Genomic DNA, 20670 nt, shown 5'->3' with positions numbered 1-20670 from the left:
GAGGCGCAAAGCGCGGCGGGAGTTTTGGATTACCGCCTCCCGCGCAGGCAGGCAACCGGCTTCACGCCTTCGTGTCTTGTGGAGTGCTCTCGATATTGATGCAGCGCACCCGCAACCCCATCTTTCTGTTGCTCGCGGCAGAATGCGCCGACAAACGATTCCCCTTCGTGGAAAAATGCTCTAGCTCTCGAACCATGCCGCACAAGGTTTCCCTCTCCCGCCTCAAGCTCACGGACTTCCGCAACTATGCGGGCCTGTCGTTGTCGCTCGATGGCCGGCATGTCGTGCTGACGGGGCAGAACGGGGCGGGTAAGACGAACCTCATGGAGGCCGTCTCCTTCCTCTCGCCCGGCCGGGGTCTGCGCCGCGCGGCCTATGCGGATGTGCCGCGCGCCGGCAGCGATGGCGGTTTCTCGGTTTTCGCCACGCTCGACGGCATGATGGGCGAGGTTGATATCGGCACCGGCACGGAAGGCGGCGCTGAGGGCACGGCGCGAAAGCTGCGCCTCAACGGCACCGCGGTAAGAACCGTCGACGAGCTGCTCGATCACCTGCGCGTCGTCTGGCTCACGCCCTCCATGGACGGCCTTTTCACCGGCCCCTCGGCCGACCGCCGCCGCTTCCTCGACCGGCTGGTGCTGTCGCTCGATCCTGAGCATGGCCGCCGCGCGGCGGATTTCGAGAAGGCCATGCGCGGCCGCAACCGGCTCTTGTCCGATCACCGGCCCGATCCCGTCTGGCTGACGGCGCTGGAAAAGCAGATGGCCGAACTCGGCATCGCCATGGCGCATGCCCGCCATGAGCTCGTCAGCCTGCTCTCGGGGCTGGTGGAGGCGGCGCGCGATGACGGACCGTTCCCCTCCGCCACACTGCGGCTCTCCGGCTTTCTCGACGGTGAATGGCAGCGCCCGGCCTATGAGATCGAGGAGATCTATCTCGACATGCTGCAAAGCGGACGCTACCGCGACGCGAGCGCCGGCCGCACTCTGGACGGGCCGCACCGCGCCGACCTGCTGATCCGGCACCGCGAGAAGGACATGGAGGCCGAGCGCTGCTCGACGGGCGAACAGAAGGCGCTGCTGATCGGCCTCATCCTCGCCCATGCCGGGCTTGTCGCCGGCATGACCGGCCATGCGCCGGTGCTGCTGCTCGACGAGATCGCCGCCCATCTCGACGAGGGCCGGCGCGCTGCGCTGTTCGACCGGGTCGATGCGCTCGGCGGCCAGTCCTTCATGACCGGCACGGACCGGTCGATGTTCGATGCGCTCGGAGACCGCGCGCAATTCCTCACCGTCTCGAACGGAGGCATTCTGGCATGACCGATCCTCTTAGCGCGCAAGAAATCGACCGCTACCGCCGCCATATCGTGCTGGCCGAGATCGGTGGCTCCGGCCAGCAGAAGCTGAAGGCGGCGAATGTGCTTGTTGTCGGCGCGGGCGGTCTCGGCGCGCCTGTCATACAGTATCTCGCCGCCGCCGGCATCGGCCATATCGGTGTGCTCGACGACGACACCGTCTCGCTCTCCAACCTCCAGCGCCAGGTGATCCATGACACGGCAGGTCTCGGCACGCTGAAGATCGAGAGTGCCGAGGCTGCCGTCGCCCGCCTCAACCCGCATGTGCGGTTTTCCGGTGTCGCCGAACGGCTGACCACGGAGAATGCAGCCCGCTTGTTAGCCGGCTATGATCTTCTGGTCGATGGCTCCGACAATTTCGAAACGCGCTATGCGTCGGCCGATGCGGCCGAGGAAGCGCGCATTCCGCTGGTGACCGGCGCCGTCGGCCGTTTTGACGGCTCGCTGACCGTGCTGAAACCCTATGAGGCTGCTGCGGATGGCCAGCTCAACCCCGGCTACCGCGATCTCTTCCCGAGCGCCCCGCCGCCGGGCGTCGTGCCGGCCTGCGCGGAGGCCGGCGTCGTCGGAGCGCTGACCGGGGTCGTCGGCACGCTGATGGCGATGGAAGTCATCAAGCTCGTCACCGGCGCCGGCGAGCCGCTGGTCGGCCGGCTCCTGCTCTATGACGGGCTGGCCGCCCGTTTCGAAACCCTGAAATATGCCCGCCGCCGGACGGTGAAGACATGACGGCCGTTGCCCGGATCGGTCCGGATTTTACGCGGTGGGATGAGCTGCTTTCGCTCATCCTCGACGCCTTCGCCTATATGGACGGCGTCATCGACCCGCCATCCTCCGCACATCGGCTGACACCGGCCTCGCTCGCGGCGAAGGCTTAAGCCGAAATCGCCTATGCCGCCATGGAGGGGCAAACGCTGCTCGGCTGCATCTTCTGCCGGCCGGAGCCCGAATCGCTCTATATCGGCAAGCTCGCGGTCGGGACGCGCTTTCAGGGCCGAGGCGCTGGGCAACTGTTGCTGGAGAGGGCCGAGAAGTTGGCACGCGACCTGGGCTTGCCGGCGCTGCGGCTGGAAACCCGCATCGAACTGACAGGCAATCATGCCGCCTTCGCGCGCTGGGGGTTTGTCAGGACGGGCGAATACGCCCATCCCGGCTTTGACCGCATCACCGCAATCGAGATGCGCAAGCGCCTCGCCTAGATCCGGCTCGGCAACACGCGGTCCGGCGGACGATGGCCGTCGAAGAAGGTCCTGATATTGATGACGACCTTCTCGCCCATGTCGATGCGGCCTTCGATCGTGGCCGAGCTCATATGCGGCAGAAGCACGACCTTGCCCTCGGTGGCGAGCTTCAGGAGCTTCGGGCTGACCGCGGGCTCGTTTTCGAAGACGTCGAGGCCGGCGCCGGCGATCTTGCCCTCGCGCAGGCACTTGATCAGCGCCGTCTCATCGATGATGCCGCCGCGCGCCGTGTTGACGATGTAGCTCGTGGGCTGCATCAGCTCGAGCCTACGGGCCGAGAGCAGGTGGAAGGTCGCGGGCGTCGAGGGGCAGTTGACCGAGACGATATCGACGCGCGCCAGCATCTGGTCGAGGCTGTCCCAATAGGTCGCTTCCAGCGCGTCTTCCGTGTCCGGGCGCACGCGGTGGCGGTTGTGATAGTGGATCGAGAGGCCGAAGGCCTTGGCGCGCTTTGCGACGGCGGTGCCGATGCGGCCCATGCCGATGATGCCGAGGCGCTTGCCCCAGATGCGGCGGCCGAGCATCCAGGTCGGCGACCAGCCGGCCCATTCGCCCTTGCGGTCGGTCAGGATATGGGCGCCTTCTGCGAGGCGCCGGGGGGCGGCGAGGATCAGCGCCATCGTCATGTCGGCGGTGTCTTCGGTCAAGACATTCGGCGTGTTGGTGACGGTGATGCCGCGCTTTGCCGCCGCCTCCACATCGACATTGTCGACGCCGTTGGAAAAACACGCGATCAATTTCAGCTGCGGCCCGGCCTGCTCGATCAGCGCGGCATCGATCCGGTCGCCCAGCGTCGGCACCAGAACGTCGGCGCTCTTCACGGCGGCGACGAGCTCCGGCTGGCTGCGCGGCGTGTCGTCGATGTTGAGTTCTGCGTCGAACAGTTCGCGCATCCGGGTCTCCACCACCTCGGGCAGGCGGCGGGTGATATAGACCTTCGGTTTTTTCTTCTGCGTCATGGGATGTTCCGGCGTCCTGTTGACGGGTCCTTAACCAAGTTGGGCAAGGATTGCTTCATCAGGGGCATTTTCTACCAGACCCGGTCGCGAAGACAATCCGCCCGTCGTGCGGTCCCCGCGATTTGCTACCGCTGACCGGCATGGCAGCCCGATGCCCCTCAAAAATGTGTGCGGATCGTCCATGCGTAACCTTGTCGTACGTCTCAGCCTTATCGCCCTTGCGGGCATTATTCTCTCCGTCGCAGGCCTTGAGGCCGCCCATGCCCAGGCGGCCAAGGGACCGAGCGGCCTGCCGCTGCCGCGCTTCGTCAGCCTGAAAGCCAAGAGCGTCAACCTGCGCGTCGGCCCGAGCGTCGATTATGCGGTGTCCTGGCGTTTTCTGAAATCCGGCGTGCCGGTCGAAATCATCCAGGAATACGATAACTGGCGCCGCATCCGCGATGCCGACGGCACGGAAGGCTGGGTGAACCAGGCGCTGCTGTCAGGCGAGCGTACGGCCATCACCGCGCCGTGGATGCGCGGCAAGGGCGAGAATATCTTCGTCAACATGCGCCGCGAGGGCATGTCGAACGCGACGCTGGTGGCCAAGATCCAGCCCGGCGTCGTCGTCAAGGTCGGCGAATGCAACGGCGACTGGTGCCGTGCCGAAGTGGACGGCACGGCCGGCTGGGTCTCGCAGAACGAGATCTGGGGCGCCTATCCCGGCGAAGCCTTCAAATAAGGCCGCGCGCCTTCGCCTCCGCCGCCAGCGATTGCAGCGGGCGGGGGCCGACCTGCTGGATGACGAGGCCGGCGGCAAGGCTGCCGAGACGGCCGCAATCGGCAAAGGAACGGCCGGCGGTATAGCCGTAGAGGAAGCCGGCGGCGTAGAGATCGCCGGCACCCGTCGTATCCACGACCGAGGGAATGCTGATCGCCTCCACCTTGGTGCGCTCGCCCTTCGACAGGATGACCGAGCCCTCCTCGCTCATCGTCACCGCCGCAAGCCGGCAATCCTGCGCGATCTTCGTCAGGGCTTCCTCGAAGTCCTCCGTCTCGTAGAGCGCCAGCGCTTCGGCCTTGTTGGCAAAAACGATGTCGACGGTTCCGGAGCGCATCAGGTCGAGAAACTCGCCGCGGTAGCGGTGCACGCAGAAACTGTCGGACAGCGTCATCGATATTTCGCGGCCGTTCGCATGGGCGATGCGGGCGCATGCGCGGATCGCATCCTTGGCGCGCGGCGGATCCCACAGATAACCCTCGAAATAGGTGACCTTGGCGTCGGCGACGACCTGCTCTTCCACGTCCTCGGGGCCAAGTTCCACGCAGGCGCCGAGATAGGTGTTCATCGAGCGTTCGCCGTCCGGCGTGACGAAGATCATCGAGCGGGCGGTCGGCGGCGGGCCGTTGAGCGGCTTCGTCTCGAAATGCACGCCCTGGGCCCTGATATCATGGATGAAGATGTCGCCGAGCTGGTCGTTGGCGACCTTGCCGAAATAGGCGGCCTTGCCGCCGAAGCTCGCGACGCCCGAGGCGGTGTTGCCGGCGCTGCCACCGGAGGCTTCGAGCGCGGGGCCCATGCGCGAATAGAGGAGTTCGGCGCGCTCGGCGTCGATGAGGTTCATCGCGCCCTTGATGATGCCGTTGTCGGTGATGAAGTTTTCGTCGCAGCGCGCGATGATGTCGACGATGGCATTGCCGACCGTCAGCACGTCGAATTTGGTCATGCGGGGTATCCGTCTCGATAAGCCTGCCGCGCAAAAGTGTTCAGCGGTTTTGCGGCAACGGCATGCGTCAAAAAAAGTAAGAGCCGGTATTCGGTCTTAACGGATTTTGCGGAGTTTAAAAGAAAAAAGCCGCCACGCCGTTTCCGGCGGGCGGCTTCATACGGGACGAGGCCCGATCAATCCTTGGCGCGTTCCACGTAGGAACCGTCTTCCGTCGCGATGACGACGCGTGTGCCGGCCGAAATGTGCGGCGGCACCAGCGTGCGAACGCCGTTCGACAGGATCGCCGGCTTGTAGGACGACGAGGCCGTCTGGCCCTTCACGACCGGTTCCGTCTCGGCGATCTCGAGCGTGACGTGACGCGGCAGGTCGATGGCGATGGCAACGCCTTCATGCACCGACAGGATGACCGTCATGCCTTCCTGGAGATAGGCCTTGAGGTCGCCGATGTCTTCGTGGGACATGGTCAGCTGGTCGTAGCTCTCCGGGTTCATGAAGTGGTAGCCTTCACCATCCTCGTAGAGGAAGTTGTGCTCGCGGTCTTCCACGAAGGCGCGCTCGACCTGTTCGGTCGTGCGGTAGCGTTCGGAGACCTTCACGCCGTCGGAGATGCGGCGCATGTCGACCTGCGTGACCGGCGTGCCCTTGCCGGGGTGGAAGTTCTGCGCCGTCAGCACGACATAGAGCTTGCCTTCGACCTCGAGGACATTGCCCTTGCGGACGGAAGAGGCGATGATCTTTACCATAAGTCTTCCTTGTAAGTGAATGGTTCGCGTCGTAGAGGACCGCTTAAGGACGTTTCCGCGAACGCTGAAAGTGCGTATTCGGGGCCGCAACTATCCTATATCAAGGCAAAAGGCCAGTCTTGCGGCCGGTATGGCCGAAGAAACCTGTCACATGAGCGTAACAAGCCAAAAACCTTCGCCCTGGTGGACACCAGACGTCCATGCCGACCGCCGGCCGTTCCTCATCGCCCGCAATCGCATCCAGGCGGCGTTGCGCGGCTGGTTTGCCGCGCGCGATTTCATCGAGGTCGATACGGCGACGCTGCAGGTCTCTCCCGGCAACGAGGCGCATCTGCATGCCTTCCAGACGGCGGCCATCGGCCATTCGGGCGTGGAGACGCCGCTCTACCTGCACACCTCGCCGGAATTCGCCTGCAAGAAGCTTCTGGCGGCCGGCGAACGGCGCATCGCCTGCTTCGCCCATGTCTATCGCAATCGCGAGCGCGGCCCGCTGCACCATCCGGAATTCACCATGCTGGAATGGTATCGTGTGGGCGAGACCTATGAAGTGCTGATGGAGGATTGCGGCGCCATGCTGGCGCTCGCCGCGGAGGTCACCGGCGTTTCCATGCTGATCTACCGTGGTGCCACCTGCGATCCGAAGCTAGCGCCCGAGCGGCTGACGGTTGCGGCTGCCTTCCAGCGCTATGCCGCCATCGATCTTCTGGCGACGATTGATGCCGATGGCGCGACGGACCGCGAACGGCTTGCCCTGGCCATGCGGACGGCCGGATTGCGCGTTGCCGAAGACGACACCTGGGCCGATCTGTTCAGCCGCGTGCTGGTGGAGAAGGTCGAGCCCGAACTCGGTTTCGGCCGCGCCACCATTCTCTGCGAATACCCGACTGCCGAGGCAGCCCTCGCCCGTCCCGCGCCGCACGACCGGCGTGTGGCCGAGCGTTTCGAGCTCTATGCCTGCGGCGTGGAACTGGCGAACGCTTTCGGCGAGCTCACCGATGTCGCCGAGCAGCGCCGCCGCTTCGAACTGGAAATGGCGGAGAAGGCCCGCGTCTATGGCGAGACCTATCCGCTCGACGAGGATTTTCTGGCGGCCCTTGCGGTCATGCCCGAGGCAAGCGGCATCGCGCTCGGCTTCGACCGGCTCGTCATGCTGGCGACCGGCGCGTCGCGCATCGACCAGGTGATCTGGGCACCCGTCGCGGAGACCGCGCCGTGACGGCGGCCCGCAGCCTCTCCACCGTGGACGATCTTGTCGCCGCCGGTCTCGTGCGGGAAGACAAACGCATGCAAACGGCGGCCGTCGCCGAGCGCTATGCGGTCGCCGTCACGCCGCCGCTCGTCGCGCTCATCGATACCGATGATCCCCTCGATCCCATCGCCCGCCAGTTCGTGCCCGACGCCGCCGAGCTGGTGACGCTGCCGGAGGAACGCACCGATCCCATCGGCGATCTCGCGCACAGCCCCGTCGAGGGCATCGTACACCGCTATCCGGATCGCGTTCTGCTGAAGGCCGTGCATGTCTGCCCGGTCTATTGCCGCTTCTGCTTCCGCCGCGAGATGGTCGGGCCGGAAGGCCTCGGCACGCTGACGCCGGCAGAACTCGATGCCGCCATCGCCTATATTGCCGGCCGGCCGGACATCTGGGAAGTGATCCTGACGGGCGGCGACCCGCTCGTGCTGTCACCGCGCCGGCTGCGCGACATGATGGAGCGGCTTGCCGCGATCGACCATGTGAAGATCGTGCGCTTCCACACCCGCGTGCCGGTCGTCGATCCCGCCCGCATCGACGCCGCGTTGATCAATGCGCTGAAAGCCTCGGGCAAGACCACCTATGTGGCGCTGCATGCGAACCATCCGCGCGAATTCACCGAAGACGCCCGCGCCGCCATCGTCCGCATCGTCGATGCCGGCATGGTGATGATCAGCCAGACGGTGCTCTTGAAGGGCGTCAACGATGATGCGGATGTGCTGGCCGCGCTGATGCGCACCTTCGTCGAGAACCGGGTAAAACCCTATTACCTGCACCACCCGGACCTCGCGCCCGGCACGTCGCATTTCCGCCTGACGCTCGCCGAAGGCCGGGCGCTTACCGAGCGCCTGCGCGGCCGCGTCTCCGGCCTCTGCCAGCCCGCCTATATCCTCGACATCCCAGGCGGTCACGGCAAGGTGCGGGCGGATTCCATGGCGGTGGAAGAGGCGGACGACGGCTGCTTCCGCTTGCGCGATTTTCGCGGGGAAACGCATCTGTATCCGCCGGAAGAGGGTTAGACCTGAAGGCCTTCCTCAAAACTCTTCCCAGTCCCCGTCATTGCCCTTCTCTTGCCGCACGCCGAGCGCGCCCGCGAGCTTTTCGCTAAGCGCAAGGGCGGGCGAGCTGACCGGGCGGGATTTGGTGGAGGCGGCCTTGACGTTCCATTGGCCGGGCGACTTGCGGGCGACGGCCGGTTCCGGTGCGGAGACGACCGGCGGCGTAGGGGTGGAGGGCACGATGTGGAGATGCGGCGCCTGCATGGAGCGGCCGGCAGCCGAACTGCCGCCGACATTGAAGCGGCCGATCAGGGCGTTCAACGCCTGCACTTCCGAGGCGAGGCCGTGGCTTGCCGCCGTCGTCTCCTCGACCATGGCGGCGTTCTTCTGCGTGCCCTGGTCCATGGCGTTGACGGCGGTGTTGATCTCCTGAAGGCCGGTCGACTGTTCGCGCGCGGCCTCGACGATCGCCACGACGTGGCTGTTGATCTCCTGCACCTCGGTAACGATGGTCTGCAATGCCCGGCCGGTATCGCCGACCAGCGACACGCCGGTGCGCACCTGCTCGCCGGACGTGTTGATCAGCGCCTTGATCTCCTTGGCGGCCTTCGCAGACCGCTGGGCAAGCTCGCGCACTTCCTGTGCGACGACCGCAAAGCCCTTGCCGGCTTCACCGGCGCGGGCAGCCTCGACGCCGGCATTCAGCGCCAGCAGGTTCGTCTGGAAAGCGATCTCGTCGATGACGCCGATGATGCTGGTGATCTCGCTGGAGGACTTTTCGATCTCCTGCATGGCGGCAACGGCGCGGCGGACGATCTCGCCGGATTTTTCAGCGCCCGTGCGGGTGCGGCCGACCAGCGCGCCGGCCTCTTCCGCCCGCTTGGTCGAATCCTTGACGGTCGTGGTGATCTCTTCAAGGGCTGCGGCAGTTTCCTCGACGGAGGCGGCCTGCTGCTCGGTGCGGCGCGACAGATCGTCGGCGGCCGCACGGATCTGGCTTGCGCCGGCATCGATGGCGCGGGCGTTTTCGCCCACTTCGCGCAGCGCGTCGCTGAGGCGCGAGACCGAGGCGTTGAAATCCTCGCGCAACCGGTCGAGGTCGCCGTCGAAGGGCTTTTCGATCCGGCAGGTCATGTCGCCTGATGCGAGCTTTCCGAGCGCGTCCGCAAGGCTGGCCACGGCTTCCTGCACGCGGCCGCTGTCGCGGGTGCGTTCGGCGTCGCGGGCCTGGCGCTCGCCATCGGCGCGGCGGCGGTCGTCCTCGCTCTGGCGCTCCAGGCGCTGGCGATCGGCGGCATTGTCGCGGAAGATCGCGACGGTTCCGGCCATTTCGCCGATCTCGTCGGTACGGTCGGCATGGGGAATGGTGACGGTCGTGTCGCCTTCGGCGAGCCGCTTCATCGCGGCACCCAGGCCGGTGAGCGGTTTAACGACGCGGCGGTTGACGAGGAAGATGGCGGCAAGCGCGAGGCCCATGGCGGCGGCAAGCGACGCCCAGGTCAGCGCGAAGGCGGAGCCCTCCTCGGCGCGGGCCGACAGGATCGTCTCGTCCGTCACCTTCTGGGTGCGCGCGACGAGATCGTTCAGGGAGGCGGTGATCGCATCGGCGCTCGCCTGCATCGGGCCCTTGTAGACCTCCAGCGCCGGCCCCTTGGCGGCGATGGCGGAAAACTGGATGAGCTTGGCCGCGCCTTCGAGATAGGTCTTCAACGTCGCCTTGATGCCCTCGACCTCCGCCGTCGTCGCCGCGTCGCCCGTATTGGCCGCGCCGTAGCTGTCGATCATGCCGGCAAAGGCATCGGCGCGCTCCTTGATGCGCGCCTCGATACGGCCGATCTCGTCCGGATCCATCGAGAGCAGATGTTCGGAATAGGTGGCGTTCAGCTCGGAAAAGGCATGGCTCAGCTGCAGGATGCTGCTCATCTGCGGCATGCGGTCCGTGCCGATGCGCTCGATATGGCGGGTCATCGCCGAGAGCGAGCGGAAGGCGACGGCACCCTGCAGGCCGCCCAGCACCACCATGAGCAGGAAGAGGGCGGGTAGCAACCTGCTGATCCGGACATTACGCATGACGGTTCCCTGAATTTTATGGCGGCGGCGAGCCGCGTAAGAGTGCGCGAAAGTCTAGGGATCGTCGTTTAACGCCGGCTTAATGGGAGGTTGCGAAGGCCTGCCTTGCCGGGCGCTTTTCCACACCCTACATGCGGGGGCGAACAGGAGTTTGCGATGATCCTCGACGCTGCCCGTCTTTCGCTGGCCAATCTCTTCGCCCCGGAGACGCGCGGCGTCTTCTGGAAGGTTTTAGGCCTCACGCTGCTTGCCCTTGTGGTCATCTGGTTCGGGCTGCGCGAAACCTTTATCGCCTTTGCCTGGCCGTGGCTGCAAGGCGCTTTCATGCCCGACCTGCCGGATTGGGCTGGCTGGCTCACCCTCGTCTTCGGCGTTGTCGCAAGTATTGGGCTGGCGCTCGGCCTTGCCCTGCTGCTGGCGCCCGTCACGGCCATCATCGCCGGCTTCTTCCTCGATGATGTCGCCGAGGTTATCGAGAAACGCGATTATCCCGCGGAAACGCCGGGCGTGGCGCTGCCGATGGGGCAAGCGATAGCGGGCTCGATCAAGTTCCTCGGCATCGTGCTTCTCGGCAACCTGATCGCGCTGTTCCTGCTGTTCATTCCCGGCGTCAATCTCGTCGCCTTCTTCGTGGTCAACGGCTATCTGCTCGGCCGGGAATTCTTCGAGTTCGCCGCGATGCGCTACCGCACGCCGGCGGAGGCGCGGCTGTTCAGGTCGAAACATGCGTCCACGGTGCTGCTTGCCGGCCTGCTGATCGCCGCCTTCCTGGCGGTCCCCATCGTCAACCTCATGACGCCGCTCTTTGCGGCCGGCCTCATGGTGCATCTCCACAAGGCCTTGAGCCGCAAGGATTCCGGCTTCTCACTGCGGCAGAACTGACGCGTCATAGAGGGCCGCAAAGTCGGCGCTCGGCGGGATCGGCTTGATCACGTCGATCATCACGCCATTCGGATCGGCGGTGATGAAATGGCGCTGGCCGAAGTCCTCGTCCCTGATAGTGCGCAGGATCGGCAGTCCGGCGGCGCGCACGGCGTCATAGATCGCATCGACATCCTCGACCTCGAAATTCAACAGAAGACCCGAGACCTTGCCGCGTCCCACGGCCGGGATCGTCTCATGGCTGCCGTCGAGCACCGCAAGCGTCACCTTCTCGTCCTCATTGGATTGGAGGTGGATGTACCAGTCGCTGGTGAAGAGCGCCTCGAACCGGAAATGCGCCGTGTAGAATTCTGCGGTCCCTGCCACGTCGTCGGTCATGATCACGGGATAGTAGCTGGTCGTTTTCATCGCTTTGCCTTTCGCGAAAATAAACATACAGTCTGCATGTTTCTATCAATTAACATACATGCAGTTTGTATGTAAAGAGGCGAGATGGCACGCAGCAATAGAGAACGCACGGAAGCGACGCGGCTGGCTCTGATCGAGGCAGCGCGGCGGCTATTCGTGGAAAAGGGGTATGCGGAGACGGCGACGCCCGACATCGTGGCGGAGGCCGGCGTGACGCGCGGCGCGCTCTATCACCATTTCGAGGACAAGCGGGCGCTGTTTCGCGCGACGGTGGAGCGGGAGGCCGAAGCCGTGGCGGCGCAGATCGACAAGGCCTCGACACGTTCGGGCTCACCGCGCGAAGCGCTGCTTTCAGGGGCCGCCGCCTATTTCGATGCGATGGCTGAACCCGGCCGCACACAGCTTCTGCTGCTGGAAGCGCCCGCCGTCATTGGCCTCGAAGGTACCTTCGCCATCGACCGGGACAATGCCGAGGGCACGCTGAAAACCGGCCTCCGAGACCTGCTCGAGCCGGATATGGGCGTGGAAAAACTCCAGGCGCTGACGGACCTGTTCTCCGCCGCCTTCGACCGCGCGGCCATCGCCATCGAGGCGGGAGCGGATCGCAAGGCCTACGAGGCGGCGATTGCCGGCCTCATCGACGGTCTCAGGGCGTAGGGCCGAACAGCTGTGCCGGCAGCGGGGCCGGCACGTCGCAAGTCTTTTCCGGCGATCGACAGAGATCGGCGATGACGCAGTGCTCGCATTCGGGCCGGCGCGCCTTGCAACAGTAGCGCCCGTGCAGGATCAGCCAGTGGTGGGCGTGGTAGAGATATTCGTCCGGGATGAGGCGCATCAGCTTCTCCTCCACCTCGTCCGGCGTCTTGCCGGGCGCAAGGCGCAGCCGGTTGGCGATGCGGAAGATATGCGTGTCCACCGCCATCGTCGCCTGGCCGAAGGCCATTGATAGTACGACATTCGCCGTCTTGCGCCCGACGCCGGGCAGCATGATGAGTTCTTCGCGCGTGCGCGGCACCTCGCTGTCGAAACGGTCGACCAGCATCCGGCTGAGCGCGATGACGTTTTTCGCCTTGTTGCGGTAAAGGCCGATCGTCTTGATGTAGTCGCGCACTTTGTCTTCGCCGAGCGCGAGCATCTTTTCCGGCGTGTCGGCGACGGCAAAGAGCGCGCGCGTCGCCTTGTTGACGCCGGCATCGGTCGCCTGCGCGGAAAGCGCGACGGCGACAACCAGCGTGAAGGGGTTTACATGTTCGAGTTCACCCTTCGGCTCCGGCCGCTGGATGGAGAAGCGGCGAAAGATCTCCTTCAGCTCGTCCTGCGAATAGAGGCTTTTCGGCCGGGCGGGCGCCTTGCGGCGCGGGGCCGCCGTCTTTTTGATCTTTCCGTTTTCCATGATGCTTCTATAATCTTGGCGCATGACGCAAGGCAACGCTGACATTACGATGAACGACCTGCCGGTCTTCTCGGCCGAGCTGCATCCCTACCGGTCGCTCGGACGCACCGGCTATCGCATCTTCTTCCTCATCGCCGGCGCGCTCACTTTCGCCCATATGGCGGTCTTCATGATCTCGGGCGCCTGGCCCGTGGTGCTGTTCTTCGGTGCGGATTTCCTGATCCTCTTCGGCGCCTTCTGGCTGAACAACCGGGCGGCCAAAGCGCGTGAGGTGGTGTCCCTGTCGCGCACCAACATCTGCATCCGCAAGATCAGCCCGTCCGGCCGCGAGACGGAGCATGTCTTCAACCCGTTCTGGGCGCGCTTCCTCGTCTCGCGCAAGGCCAAGATCGGCATCACCGCCATGCATGTGCGCGGCAACGGCCGCGAGACCGATGTCGGCACCTTCCTGCCGCTCGACGATCGCGAGCGCTTCGCCACGGCCTTTTCCGGCGCCTTGGCCCGTGTCAAACGCGGTTACTGAACGGGTCGGCAGGAATCGGGTGGCGAGCCCACGCGCGCCATGCTTTTCTGGCGGCACAGGAGAAAAGCGATGAACATTGCTGCGACTTTGCAAACCGATATCACGCCTGAGGGCGACGATTACACGACCGTCCGCCAGGTCATCGAGATGATAACGGACGACTATCGCGACCAGCCCGGTCTGGAGGATATTGCCGGAAAACTCGGCCAGTCGCCGACACAGCTGCAGAAAACCTTCACCCGCTGGGCCGGCCTCTCGCCGAAAGCCTTTTTGCAGGCCGTGACGCTCGATCACGCCAAGCGCCTGCTGCGCCAGGAAGAGCTGCCGCTGCTCGAAACCAGTTTCGAGGTGGGCCTCTCCGGCCCGAGCCGCCTGCACGATCTCTTCGTCACGCATGAGGCGATGTCGCCAGGCGAATGGAAGGCACGCGGCGCGGGCCTGACGATCCGCTACGGTTTTCACTCGTCGCCCTTCGGCCGCGCCCTCGTCATGATCACCGATCGCGGCCTTGCCGGCCTTGCCTTCGCCGATGAGCCCGGCGGCGAAGATGCCTTCGAGGACATGTCCTCGCGCTGGCCGAACGCCAAATATGTGGAGGATAGCGAGGCGACCGCCGCCTATGCCGAACGCATCTTCGACCCGACGCGCTGGGACCCCAAGGCGCCGCTGCGCATCGTGCTGATCGGCTCGGATTTCCAGGTCCGCGTCTGGGAGGCGCTGTTGCGCATCCCCATGGGCTGCGCCGTCACCTATTCCTCGATTGCCGAAACGCTCGGCCAGCCGACAGCCTCGCGCGCGGTGGGTGCCGCCGTCGGCCGCAACCCCATCTCCTTCGTCGTGCCCTGCCACCGGGCGCTCGGCAAGAGCGGTGCGCTCACCGGCTACCATTGGGGCCTGACGCGCAAGCGGGCGATGCTCGGCTGGGAATCGGGCAAGGCCTGAAACGAAAAAGGCCGGCAGAGATGCCGGCCTTTTGCTTGTTTCGCCGAGAAGGCTCAGTGCGCGCCCGACATGTCGCCGAGAACGTCCTTGGTCTTCACGGTCGAATCCGCATTCAGCGTGTAGACCATGGGAACGCCCGTCGCGAGATTGAGCTTCAGGATCTCGTCCTTGGTGAGCTTGTCGAGTACCATCACCAGCGAGCGTAGCGAGTTGCCATGCGCGGCGACGAGCACCTTTTCGCCGCGCAGCACGCGGGGCAGGATTTCCGTGAGGTAATAGGGCCAGACCCGGGCACCGGTGTCACGCAGGCTTTCGCCGCCCGGCGGCGGGATGTCGTAGGAACGGCGCCAGATATGGACCTGCTCCTCGCCCCACTTGGCACGGGCATCGTCCTTGTTGAGGCCGGAGAGATCGCCATAGTCGCGTTCGTTGAGCGCCTGGTCGCGGATCGTTTCCAGGCCCTGCTGGCCGATCTCGTCGAGGATGATCTTCAGCGTCTTCTGGGCGCGGGAGAGGTCCGAGGTGAAGGCGATGTCGAACTTGATGCCCGTTTCGGCGATCGCCTTGCCGCCGGTCTTGGCTTCCTCGACGCCGAGTTCGGTCAGGTCAGGGTCGCGCCAGCCGGTGAAGAGGTTTTTCAGGTTCCATTCGCTCTGGCCGTGGCGAACGAGGACGAGGGTTCCGCTCATAGGGTTTTTCTCCGGTTAGCATCGTTCCGAAAAGTGGGTACCGGTTTTCGGATTAAACGATGCGCTGTGAACAAAAATTTCAGTTGAGCCCGAGCACGTCGAGCATGGAATAGAGGCCGGGTTTTTTGTCGCGCGCCCAGAGCGCTGCCTGCACCGCGCCGCGCGCAAAAATCGAGCGGTCGGTCGCGCTGTGCGACAGCGTCACCAGCTCGCCTTCGCCGGCGATCACGACGGAATGTTCGCCGATGACCGAACCGCCGCGCAGCGTGGCGAAGCCGATCGTGCCCGCGGGACGCGCGCCGGTATGGCCGTCACGCACCCGCACGGAATTGTCGACCAGCGAAATGCCGCGTCCCTTTGCGGCGGCCTGGCCGAGCAGGAGTGCGGTGCCGGAGGGCGCGTCGACCTTGTGCTTGTGGTGCATTTCCAGCACCTCGATGTCCCAGTCGGCGGGGCCGAGCGCGCGGGCGGCTGTCTCGGTGAGCACGCCGAGCAGGTTCACGCCGAGGCTCATATTGCCCGATTTGACGATGCGGGCATGGCGGGCGGCGGCCTTGATCTTCTCGTCGTCTTCGGCCGAGCAGCCGGTGGTGCCGATGACATGCACGATGCGGGCCTGCGCGGCCAACCCGGCGAAGTCGACGGTCGCAGAGGGGGCGGTGAAGTCGAGCACGCCTTCGGCGGCGACGAAGGCTTCGAGCGGCTTGTCGGTGATGGCAACGCCGATCGGGCCGAGGCCGGCGAGTTCGCCCGCATCGCGGCCGATGAAGGGCGATCCCTCACGCTCGACGGCGGCGAACACTTCTGCGCCCTCGATGGCGTGGATGGTGCGGATCAGCGTCTGGCCCATGCGGCCGGCGGCGCCGACGACGACCAGCTTCATTGCGGTGCCGCTCATGTCTTGTCCCTGTTTACTTGTTGCCGGCCGGAGCCTGCAGGCTGTTGAGGCGAGCGTAAAGGCCGTTTTCGCGGCTCGCAAGCGCCGTGTGCGAGCCCTCCTCGACGACCGCGCCATCCTGCATCACGATGATCTTATCGGCGCGCACCACGGTCGACAGGCGGTGCGCGATCACGACGACGGTGCGCCCGCTCATCGCCTCGTCCAGCGCCTTCTGCACGGCCTGTTCGGATTCGGTGTCGAGCGCGGAGGTCGCCTCGTCGAGCAGCAGGATCGGCGCATTGCGCACCAGCGCGCGCGCGATCGACAGCCGCTGGCGCTGGCCGCCCGACAGCGTCACGCCGTTTTCACCGACCGGCGTCTCGTAACCGAGCGGCTGGGCGAGGATGAAATCATGCGCATAGGCGTGGCGCGCGGCTTCCTCGATATCCGCATCCGTCGCCTCGGGGCGGCCGTAGCGGATGTTGTCGCGGATCGTGCCCTCGAACAGATAGGGCTGCTGCGAGACATAGGCGATGGCGTTGCGCAGCGACTGCTTGGTCACATGGGCGATGTCCTGCCCGTCGATCAGGATCTCGCCCTCTGCGGGGTCGTAGAAGCGCGGAATGAGGCTGATGACGGTAGATTTGCCGGCACCCGAGGGGCCGACGAGCGCGGTGGTCTTGCCGCCCTCGGCGGTGAAGTTCAGGCCCTTGAGGATCGTCTCGTTTTCCGAATAGCCGAAACGCACGTCCTTGAAGGTGATGGTGGCATCGGTAACCGCCAGCGCCTTGGCGTCCGCCCGGTCGGCCTGGCGCGGCTTGAGGTCGAGGATCTCGTAGATCATGCGGGCATTGACGACCGCGCGCTCCAGCGAGACCTGCAGGCGGGCGAGACGCTTGGCCGGCTCATAGGCCATCAAAAGTGCGGTGACGAAGGAGAAGAAGGCGCCCGGCAGGATGCCGCCATAGATCGAGCGATAGGCGGCATAGCCGAGCACGCCCGAAATGGCGAAACCGGCAAAGGCTTCCGTCATCGGCGCGGTACGTTCGGAAAGGCGGGCGATGCGGTTCGAGCGGTTTTCCGCCCGTGCGATGATGCCTTCGACCTTGTCCTTCAGCTGGGCTTCCATGGTGAAAGCCTTGACGATGGTGATGCCCTGCACCGTCTCCTGCATGGCGCCGAGCACGTGGCTGTTCAGCACGACGGATTCGCGCGTGGCGCTGCGCAGGCGCTTGGAGACGTAACGCAGGCCGATGAGCAGCGGCGGGGCAACGAAGAACACGATCAGCGTCAGCACCCAATCCTTCGACAGCATCACGCCGATGAGCGCGACAAGCGTCAGGAAATCGCGCGCGACCGACGTCACCGTCATGTTGAGCACGTCGCGGATGCCCGTGACGTTCTGGCTGATCTGGGCGGCGAGATAGGCCGAGCGCGATTCCGAGAAGAAGCCGACGCTGAGCGCCATCAGGTGCGAATAAATGCGGCGCTGGTAGCGCGCCACGATGTTGTTGCCGATCTTCGAGAGGATGACGGCCTGGAAATAGGTCGCGAAGCCGCGCAGCACGAAGGCGACGAAGATCGAGCCGCAGATCAGGATGACGAGGTCGGCGCGCTTGTTGGCGAAGGCCTCGTTGACGACGGATTCCATGATCCAGGCGGTGAAGGCCGTGGTGGCGGCGACGACGGCGAGGCTGAGCACGGCAAGACCGTAGCCCTTGAGGTGGTCACGGCCGTTTTCGGCGATGACGCGCTTCAGCACGGTGGTGACGGTGTCGGAGCTGACGTGGGGGCGCTCGGGACGACTCTTATCGGCCAATAGACTGACTTTCCTGCACGATCTCACGGGCGGCCGGCGGAAACCGACGCTTTGGCCGCTCTATAGGGTGTCGGTCGGCCTTTGGCGAGTCCGAGGCGGCGTCAAGCGCTGCCGAAGACGTCACCTTTTCCAGTGGCGTCCCTCGGTTGCAACACCGAAACGGTCCGGCATGCGCGCAAAGGCGGCAAGGCCGGCAAGGGCCGCGACCGGATGGGTGACGACATAGGTCGGGATGGATTTGAGCAGCGCGCTGTGCGGCGCCTTGTCCTCGAAAGCCGCGCGAAACTCCGGTCCGCGCAGCGCCGGCAGGATCTTCTGCGAAATGCCGCCGGCCAGGAACACGCCGCCCTTGGCCATGAAGATCATCGCCATGTCGCCCGCCACGCGGCCGAGATAGGTCGAAAACAGTGAGATGGTCTCGACCGCCGCGCGATCTTCCTGCGCCAGCGCCTTGGCCGTCACGTCGGACGGCTTGGCGAGTGTCGCATCGATCCCGTCGGCGGCGCAGATGGCGCGGTAGATATTCATGATGCCTCGCCCGCACAAAAGCTGCTCGGCGGAGATGCGGCCCTCGATCGGTTCCAGGAACGGCCAGATCCGATAGTCGCGCTCGCTGCGCGGGCCGACATCGACATGGCCGCCTTCACCGGGAACCGGGATCCAGCTGTGGCGGGCATAGACGAGGCCCGCGACGCCGAGCCCGGTGCCGGGGCCGAGCACGGTGCGCGAAGCGGCGTTGCGCTCGATGCCGGGGCCGATCTTTTCCCGATCGGTTTCGCCCAGCGAAGCGACGGCGAGCGCCTGCGCCTCGAAATCGTTGACGAGCAGCACGTCCTCGAAGCCGAGATTGGCGATCATGTCGCGCGGGCGCACCACCCAGGGGCAATTGGTCAGCGGCACCTCGTCGCCCTGGATCGGGCCGGCGAGCGCCAGGATCGCCGAGCGCGGCTGCACCGAGCTCGTGTCGAGGATGCACTTTTGCAGGGCGTCGTCGATATTGGCGAAATCGGCTGTCTGGACGATCGGGAACGGCTTCGGCTCGGCAAAGGCATCCAGCAGCAGCGCGAAGCGCGCATTGGTGCCGCCGATATCGCCGACGAGAATGGGGAAGGGGAGGTTGGTGTCGTTATCGCCTGGCCTTGCCATCAAGCTATCCCGTTCTTTCGCGTCGTAATTTTGGCTTATCGCTATCCGGGCTCAACAGTGCCGTCAATCGGCGGCGAAGTCGAGCAGGTGTTCGGCCGTGGCGCGGTTCAGCGCCATCGGAATGTCATAGACGATGGCAAGCCGCATCAGCGCCTTGACGTCGACATCGTGCGGCATGGGGGTGAGCGGATCGACGAAGAAGATCAGCACGTCCACCTCGCCGGTCGCAATCAGTGCGCCGATCTGCTGGTCGCCGCCGAGCGGACCGCTTTTGAGACGCGTGACGTCAAGGCCGGGGCAGGCTTCCAGCACGCGGCCGCCGGTGGTGCCGGTCGCCACGATCTTCGCCTGCGCCAGCACCTTTTCATTGCGCCGCGCGAAATCCGCCATGTCGTCCTTCTTCTCGTCATGCGCGATGAGAGCGATGCATTTGCGGCGGGACATGGCGTTCCTCGTGGGTTCGACGGGGAAATTTAAATCGATTTGATCGCCTTATACAAAAGCGGCGGGACCTTGAAAAGCCCCGCCGCCCGGCACCCGCTTATTGGAACGGTCGCGGAATGGGGATCGGCACGATGGCCGGCAGCGCCGTGTCGTTGGCAATGACCGATTCGATGCTGCTTGCCGGCGTGTCGCCACCGCCCGAGAAGGCGAGCGCGGTGGAGGAGACCCCGCCATTGCCCTGATAGGTCACTTCCTGCTCGGAGGCCGGCGAGGCGCTGGCAAGCACGGTGCTGCAGGCCTTGGGCAGGTTGGCCATCGTGAGATACCAGGGCTTTACGGGCTTGTCGTCCTTCTTCGGCTTCGGCTTGGACCAGGGCTCCTTGGTGAACCACCAGGCAAGCGATGCATCGCAGCCGTCGCCGGCCGGTACGCGGGCCTGGGGCTTGCAGCCGGCCGCGCCTTCCGGGCATTTGATGCGGATGTGGAAGTGCTCGTCATGACCGTAGATCGGCCGCACCTTGCCGAGCAGCGAACGGTCGCCCTGCCAGGTGTCGCAGAGCTTCTTCTTGATCGCCGGATTGACGAAGACGCGATCGACCTGAGGATAGCTCGCTGCCTTCATGACGAGCTTGGCATGGGTCGAGGTCCAGCGGCGCGAATCGACTGTCAGGAACTTGCTCTTGTCGAGCATGGAGGTGAAGGGCAGCTTTTCGCGCTCCTCGGCCGACAGGCGATGATCCGGCATCGGCGTGAACCAGATATCGGCGTCGAGACCGACCTGATGCGAGGCATGACCGTTCAGCATCGGCCCACCGCGCGGCTGCGAGATATCGCCGAGCAGCAGGCCCGGCCAGCCGAGTTTCTGGGCATCCTGCGAGAACTGCTCCAAGAGCGCGATCATCTGCGGATGGCCCCAGCGCCGGTTGCGCGACAGGCGCATCGCCTGCCACGCCGGACCGTCCGTCGGGATCGCCACGGCGCCGGCGATGCAGCCCTTGGCATAGGAACCATAGGGGTTGGTCGCCATCTTCGCCGGCAGGCGCTTGGCGCCGAACAGCTCCTTGGCCGGCCGGTCCTCGGCGGCGGAGGGTGCGGCAAGGGCGGTCAAAGCGAGGCCGGCGGCCATCAGGCACGGGATGAGGCGGGTAAGCTTGGAAGGCAGGGGCATTGGCAGGTCTCGAAGTCGCAATCGCTCACGAAAGGTTAAAGGATCATCCTTTC

The 20670-nt window shown here is 65.2% G+C and carries 21 protein-coding genes and 1 pseudogene; 10 read left to right on the top strand and 12 right to left on the bottom strand.

Annotation, left to right across the window (positions count from 1 at the left end; all coding sequences use genetic code 11):
* Positions 1–194: 194 nt before the first annotated feature.
* From recF to AC27VQ_RS18050, 3 genes and pseudogenes are all read left to right on the top strand, one after another.
* On the top strand, positions 195–1319 hold the full coding sequence (recF, locus tag AC27VQ_RS18060; protein WP_488717357.1) for a DNA replication/repair protein RecF: 1125 nt from the start codon (positions 195–197) through the stop codon (positions 1317–1319).
* Positions 1316–2083: a molybdopterin-synthase adenylyltransferase MoeB gene (locus tag AC27VQ_RS18055; protein WP_488717356.1), complete on the top strand. Its 768-nt coding sequence runs from the start codon at positions 1316–1318 to the stop codon at positions 2081–2083. Before recF ends, AC27VQ_RS18055 begins: the two co-directional genes overlap by 4 nt.
* Positions 2080–2553, top strand: a pseudogene (locus tag AC27VQ_RS18050) (GNAT family N-acetyltransferase). The gene AC27VQ_RS18055 and the pseudogene AC27VQ_RS18050 overlap by 4 nt, the downstream one beginning before the upstream one ends.
* Here AC27VQ_RS18050 and AC27VQ_RS18045 read toward each other — a convergent pair.
* Entirely contained in the window at positions 2550–3554 is a 1005-nt protein-coding gene (locus AC27VQ_RS18045; protein ID WP_488717355.1) for a 2-hydroxyacid dehydrogenase, read from the bottom strand. The pseudogene AC27VQ_RS18050 and the gene AC27VQ_RS18045 sit on opposite strands and share 4 nt — an antisense overlap.
* Before the next feature lie 181 nt (positions 3555–3735).
* Here AC27VQ_RS18045 and AC27VQ_RS18040 point away from each other — a divergent pair, with 181 nt between their 5' ends.
* Entirely contained in the window at positions 3736–4275 is a 540-nt protein-coding gene (locus tag AC27VQ_RS18040; protein WP_421593143.1) for an SH3 domain-containing protein, read from the top strand.
* On the opposite strand, the gene AC27VQ_RS18035 is transcribed toward AC27VQ_RS18040, so the two are convergent.
* Both AC27VQ_RS18035 and efp read right to left on the bottom strand, forming a co-directional pair.
* A complete protein-coding gene (locus AC27VQ_RS18035; protein ID WP_488717354.1) occupies positions 4268–5260 on the bottom strand; it encodes an adenosine kinase in 993 nt (330 codons plus the stop codon). The genes AC27VQ_RS18040 and AC27VQ_RS18035 overlap by 8 nt on opposite strands.
* A 176-nt stretch (positions 5261–5436) precedes the next feature.
* Positions 5437–6006, bottom strand: coding sequence for an elongation factor P (gene efp / locus AC27VQ_RS18030; protein WP_313530963.1), 570 nt, complete (start codon positions 6004–6006; stop codon positions 5437–5439).
* Between the two features lie 151 nt (positions 6007–6157).
* On the opposite strand from efp, the gene epmA reads away from it, so the two are divergent.
* Both epmA and AC27VQ_RS18020 read left to right on the top strand, forming a co-directional pair.
* A complete protein-coding gene (epmA, locus tag AC27VQ_RS18025; protein ID WP_488717353.1) occupies positions 6158–7222 on the top strand; it encodes an EF-P lysine aminoacylase EpmA in 1065 nt (354 codons plus the stop codon).
* Positions 7219–8274, top strand: coding sequence for a lysine-2,3-aminomutase-like protein (locus AC27VQ_RS18020; protein WP_488717352.1), 1056 nt, complete (start codon positions 7219–7221; stop codon positions 8272–8274). The genes epmA and AC27VQ_RS18020 overlap by 4 nt, the downstream gene beginning before the upstream one ends.
* 15 nt (positions 8275–8289) lie before the next feature.
* On the opposite strand, the gene AC27VQ_RS18015 is transcribed toward AC27VQ_RS18020, so the two are convergent.
* Entirely contained in the window at positions 8290–10323 is a 2034-nt protein-coding gene (locus tag AC27VQ_RS18015) for a HAMP domain-containing methyl-accepting chemotaxis protein (RefSeq protein WP_488717351.1), read from the bottom strand.
* A 156-nt stretch (positions 10324–10479) separates the two neighbouring features.
* Between AC27VQ_RS18015 and AC27VQ_RS18010 the strand changes: the two genes are divergently transcribed.
* A complete protein-coding gene (locus AC27VQ_RS18010; RefSeq protein ID WP_313526493.1) occupies positions 10480–11205 on the top strand; it encodes a sulfate transporter family protein in 726 nt (241 codons plus the stop codon).
* Here the strand turns inward: AC27VQ_RS18010 and AC27VQ_RS18005 are convergent.
* The gene (locus AC27VQ_RS18005) at positions 11188–11613 is read right to left on the bottom strand and encodes a VOC family protein (RefSeq protein ID WP_488717350.1); all 426 of its coding nucleotides are present in this window, start codon (positions 11611–11613) and stop codon (positions 11188–11190) included. The two genes, AC27VQ_RS18010 and AC27VQ_RS18005, sit on opposite strands and share 18 nt — an antisense overlap.
* Before the next feature lie 84 nt (positions 11614–11697).
* Here AC27VQ_RS18005 and AC27VQ_RS18000 point away from each other — a divergent pair, with 84 nt between their 5' ends.
* On the top strand, positions 11698–12270 hold the full coding sequence (locus tag AC27VQ_RS18000) for a TetR/AcrR family transcriptional regulator (protein ID WP_488717349.1): 573 nt from the start codon (positions 11698–11700) through the stop codon (positions 12268–12270).
* Here AC27VQ_RS18000 and nth read toward each other — a convergent pair.
* On the bottom strand, positions 12260–13006 hold the full coding sequence (gene nth, locus AC27VQ_RS17995; protein ID WP_488717348.1) for an endonuclease III: 747 nt from the start codon (positions 13004–13006) through the stop codon (positions 12260–12262). The two genes, AC27VQ_RS18000 and nth, sit on opposite strands and share 11 nt — an antisense overlap.
* Before the next feature lie 22 nt (positions 13007–13028).
* Between nth and AC27VQ_RS17990 the strand changes: the two genes are divergently transcribed.
* Positions 13029–13529 (top strand): DUF2244 domain-containing protein, encoded by a 501-nt coding sequence (locus AC27VQ_RS17990; RefSeq protein WP_488717347.1) that lies wholly within the window; start codon positions 13029–13031, stop codon positions 13527–13529.
* Positions 13530–13598: 69 nt separating this feature from the next.
* Positions 13599–14471, top strand: a complete 873-nt coding sequence (locus AC27VQ_RS17985) for a methylated-DNA--[protein]-cysteine S-methyltransferase (RefSeq protein ID WP_488717346.1) — start codon at positions 13599–13601, stop codon at positions 14469–14471.
* A 53-nt stretch (positions 14472–14524) separates the two neighbouring features.
* Here the strand turns inward: AC27VQ_RS17985 and AC27VQ_RS17980 are convergent, their stop codons facing one another.
* The 6 genes from AC27VQ_RS17980 to mepA all read right to left on the bottom strand — a co-directional run bounded on the left by AC27VQ_RS17980 (position 14525) and on the right by mepA (position 20617).
* Complete coding sequence (locus AC27VQ_RS17980; protein ID WP_117367316.1) at positions 14525–15160, bottom strand: 2,3-bisphosphoglycerate-dependent phosphoglycerate mutase; 636 nt, start codon at positions 15158–15160, stop codon at positions 14525–14527.
* A gap of 79 nt (positions 15161–15239) precedes the next feature.
* A complete protein-coding gene (gene dapB, locus AC27VQ_RS17975) occupies positions 15240–16058 on the bottom strand; it encodes a 4-hydroxy-tetrahydrodipicolinate reductase (protein ID WP_488717345.1) in 819 nt (272 codons plus the stop codon).
* Positions 16059–16071: 13 nt separating this feature from the next.
* Positions 16072–17859: an ABC transporter ATP-binding protein gene (locus AC27VQ_RS17970; protein ID WP_488717344.1), complete on the bottom strand. Its 1788-nt coding sequence runs from the start codon at positions 17857–17859 to the stop codon at positions 16072–16074.
* A 120-nt stretch (positions 17860–17979) separates the two neighbouring features.
* Positions 17980–19005, bottom strand: a complete 1026-nt coding sequence (locus AC27VQ_RS17965) for a glucokinase (protein ID WP_488717343.1) — start codon at positions 19003–19005, stop codon at positions 17980–17982.
* A gap of 63 nt (positions 19006–19068) precedes the next feature.
* Positions 19069–19449 carry a methylglyoxal synthase gene (locus AC27VQ_RS17960; RefSeq protein ID WP_488717342.1) on the bottom strand — a complete coding sequence of 127 codons (381 nt, stop codon included), beginning with the start codon at positions 19447–19449 and terminating at the stop codon, positions 19069–19071.
* 97 nt (positions 19450–19546) lie between these two features.
* On the bottom strand, positions 19547–20617 hold the full coding sequence (gene mepA, locus AC27VQ_RS17955) for a penicillin-insensitive murein endopeptidase (RefSeq protein ID WP_488717341.1): 1071 nt from the start codon (positions 20615–20617) through the stop codon (positions 19547–19549).
* Positions 20618–20670 lie beyond the last annotated feature (53 nt).

The sequence above is a fragment of the Shinella sp. 20P9.1.1 genome (genome assembly GCF_057798995.1).
Note: the sequence above shows the minus strand (reverse complement) of the source record. Positions and strands in the feature narration are given on the sequence as shown.

What these genes read in the sequence shown, in the direction of transcription:
- recF (WP_488717357.1), top strand. Translation starts at nt 195, where the DNA reads ATGCCGCACAAGGTTTCCCTCTCCCGCCTCAAGCTCACGGACTTCCGC.
- AC27VQ_RS18055 (WP_488717356.1), top strand. Translation starts at nt 1,316, where the DNA reads ATGACCGATCCTCTTAGCGCGCAAGAAATCGACCGCTACCGCCGCCAT.
- AC27VQ_RS18045 (WP_488717355.1), bottom strand. Translation starts at nt 3,554, where the DNA reads ATGACGCAGAAGAAAAAACCGAAGGTCTATATCACCCGCCGCCTGCCC.
- AC27VQ_RS18040 (WP_421593143.1), top strand. Translation starts at nt 3,736, where the DNA reads ATGCGTAACCTTGTCGTACGTCTCAGCCTTATCGCCCTTGCGGGCATT.
- AC27VQ_RS18035 (WP_488717354.1), bottom strand. Translation starts at nt 5,260, where the DNA reads ATGACCAAATTCGACGTGCTGACGGTCGGCAATGCCATCGTCGACATC.
- efp (WP_313530963.1), bottom strand. Translation starts at nt 6,006, where the DNA reads ATGGTAAAGATCATCGCCTCTTCCGTCCGCAAGGGCAATGTCCTCGAG.
- epmA (WP_488717353.1), top strand. Translation starts at nt 6,158, where the DNA reads ATGAGCGTAACAAGCCAAAAACCTTCGCCCTGGTGGACACCAGACGTC.
- AC27VQ_RS18015 (WP_488717351.1), bottom strand. Translation starts at nt 10,323, where the DNA reads ATGCGTAATGTCCGGATCAGCAGGTTGCTACCCGCCCTCTTCCTGCTC.
- AC27VQ_RS18010 (WP_313526493.1), top strand. Translation starts at nt 10,480, where the DNA reads ATGATCCTCGACGCTGCCCGTCTTTCGCTGGCCAATCTCTTCGCCCCG.
- AC27VQ_RS18005 (WP_488717350.1), bottom strand. Translation starts at nt 11,613, where the DNA reads ATGAAAACGACCAGCTACTATCCCGTGATCATGACCGACGACGTGGCA.
- AC27VQ_RS18000 (WP_488717349.1), top strand. Translation starts at nt 11,698, where the DNA reads ATGGCACGCAGCAATAGAGAACGCACGGAAGCGACGCGGCTGGCTCTG.
- nth (WP_488717348.1), bottom strand. Translation starts at nt 13,006, where the DNA reads ATGGAAAACGGAAAGATCAAAAAGACGGCGGCCCCGCGCCGCAAGGCG.
- AC27VQ_RS17990 (WP_488717347.1), top strand. Translation starts at nt 13,029, where the DNA reads ATGACGCAAGGCAACGCTGACATTACGATGAACGACCTGCCGGTCTTC.
- AC27VQ_RS17985 (WP_488717346.1), top strand. Translation starts at nt 13,599, where the DNA reads ATGAACATTGCTGCGACTTTGCAAACCGATATCACGCCTGAGGGCGAC.
- AC27VQ_RS17980 (WP_117367316.1), bottom strand. Translation starts at nt 15,160, where the DNA reads ATGAGCGGAACCCTCGTCCTCGTTCGCCACGGCCAGAGCGAATGGAAC.
- dapB (WP_488717345.1), bottom strand. Translation starts at nt 16,058, where the DNA reads ATGAGCGGCACCGCAATGAAGCTGGTCGTCGTCGGCGCCGCCGGCCGC.
- AC27VQ_RS17965 (WP_488717343.1), bottom strand. Translation starts at nt 19,005, where the DNA reads ATGGCAAGGCCAGGCGATAACGACACCAACCTCCCCTTCCCCATTCTC.
- AC27VQ_RS17960 (WP_488717342.1), bottom strand. Translation starts at nt 19,449, where the DNA reads ATGTCCCGCCGCAAATGCATCGCTCTCATCGCGCATGACGAGAAGAAG.
- mepA (WP_488717341.1), bottom strand. Translation starts at nt 20,617, where the DNA reads ATGCCCCTGCCTTCCAAGCTTACCCGCCTCATCCCGTGCCTGATGGCC.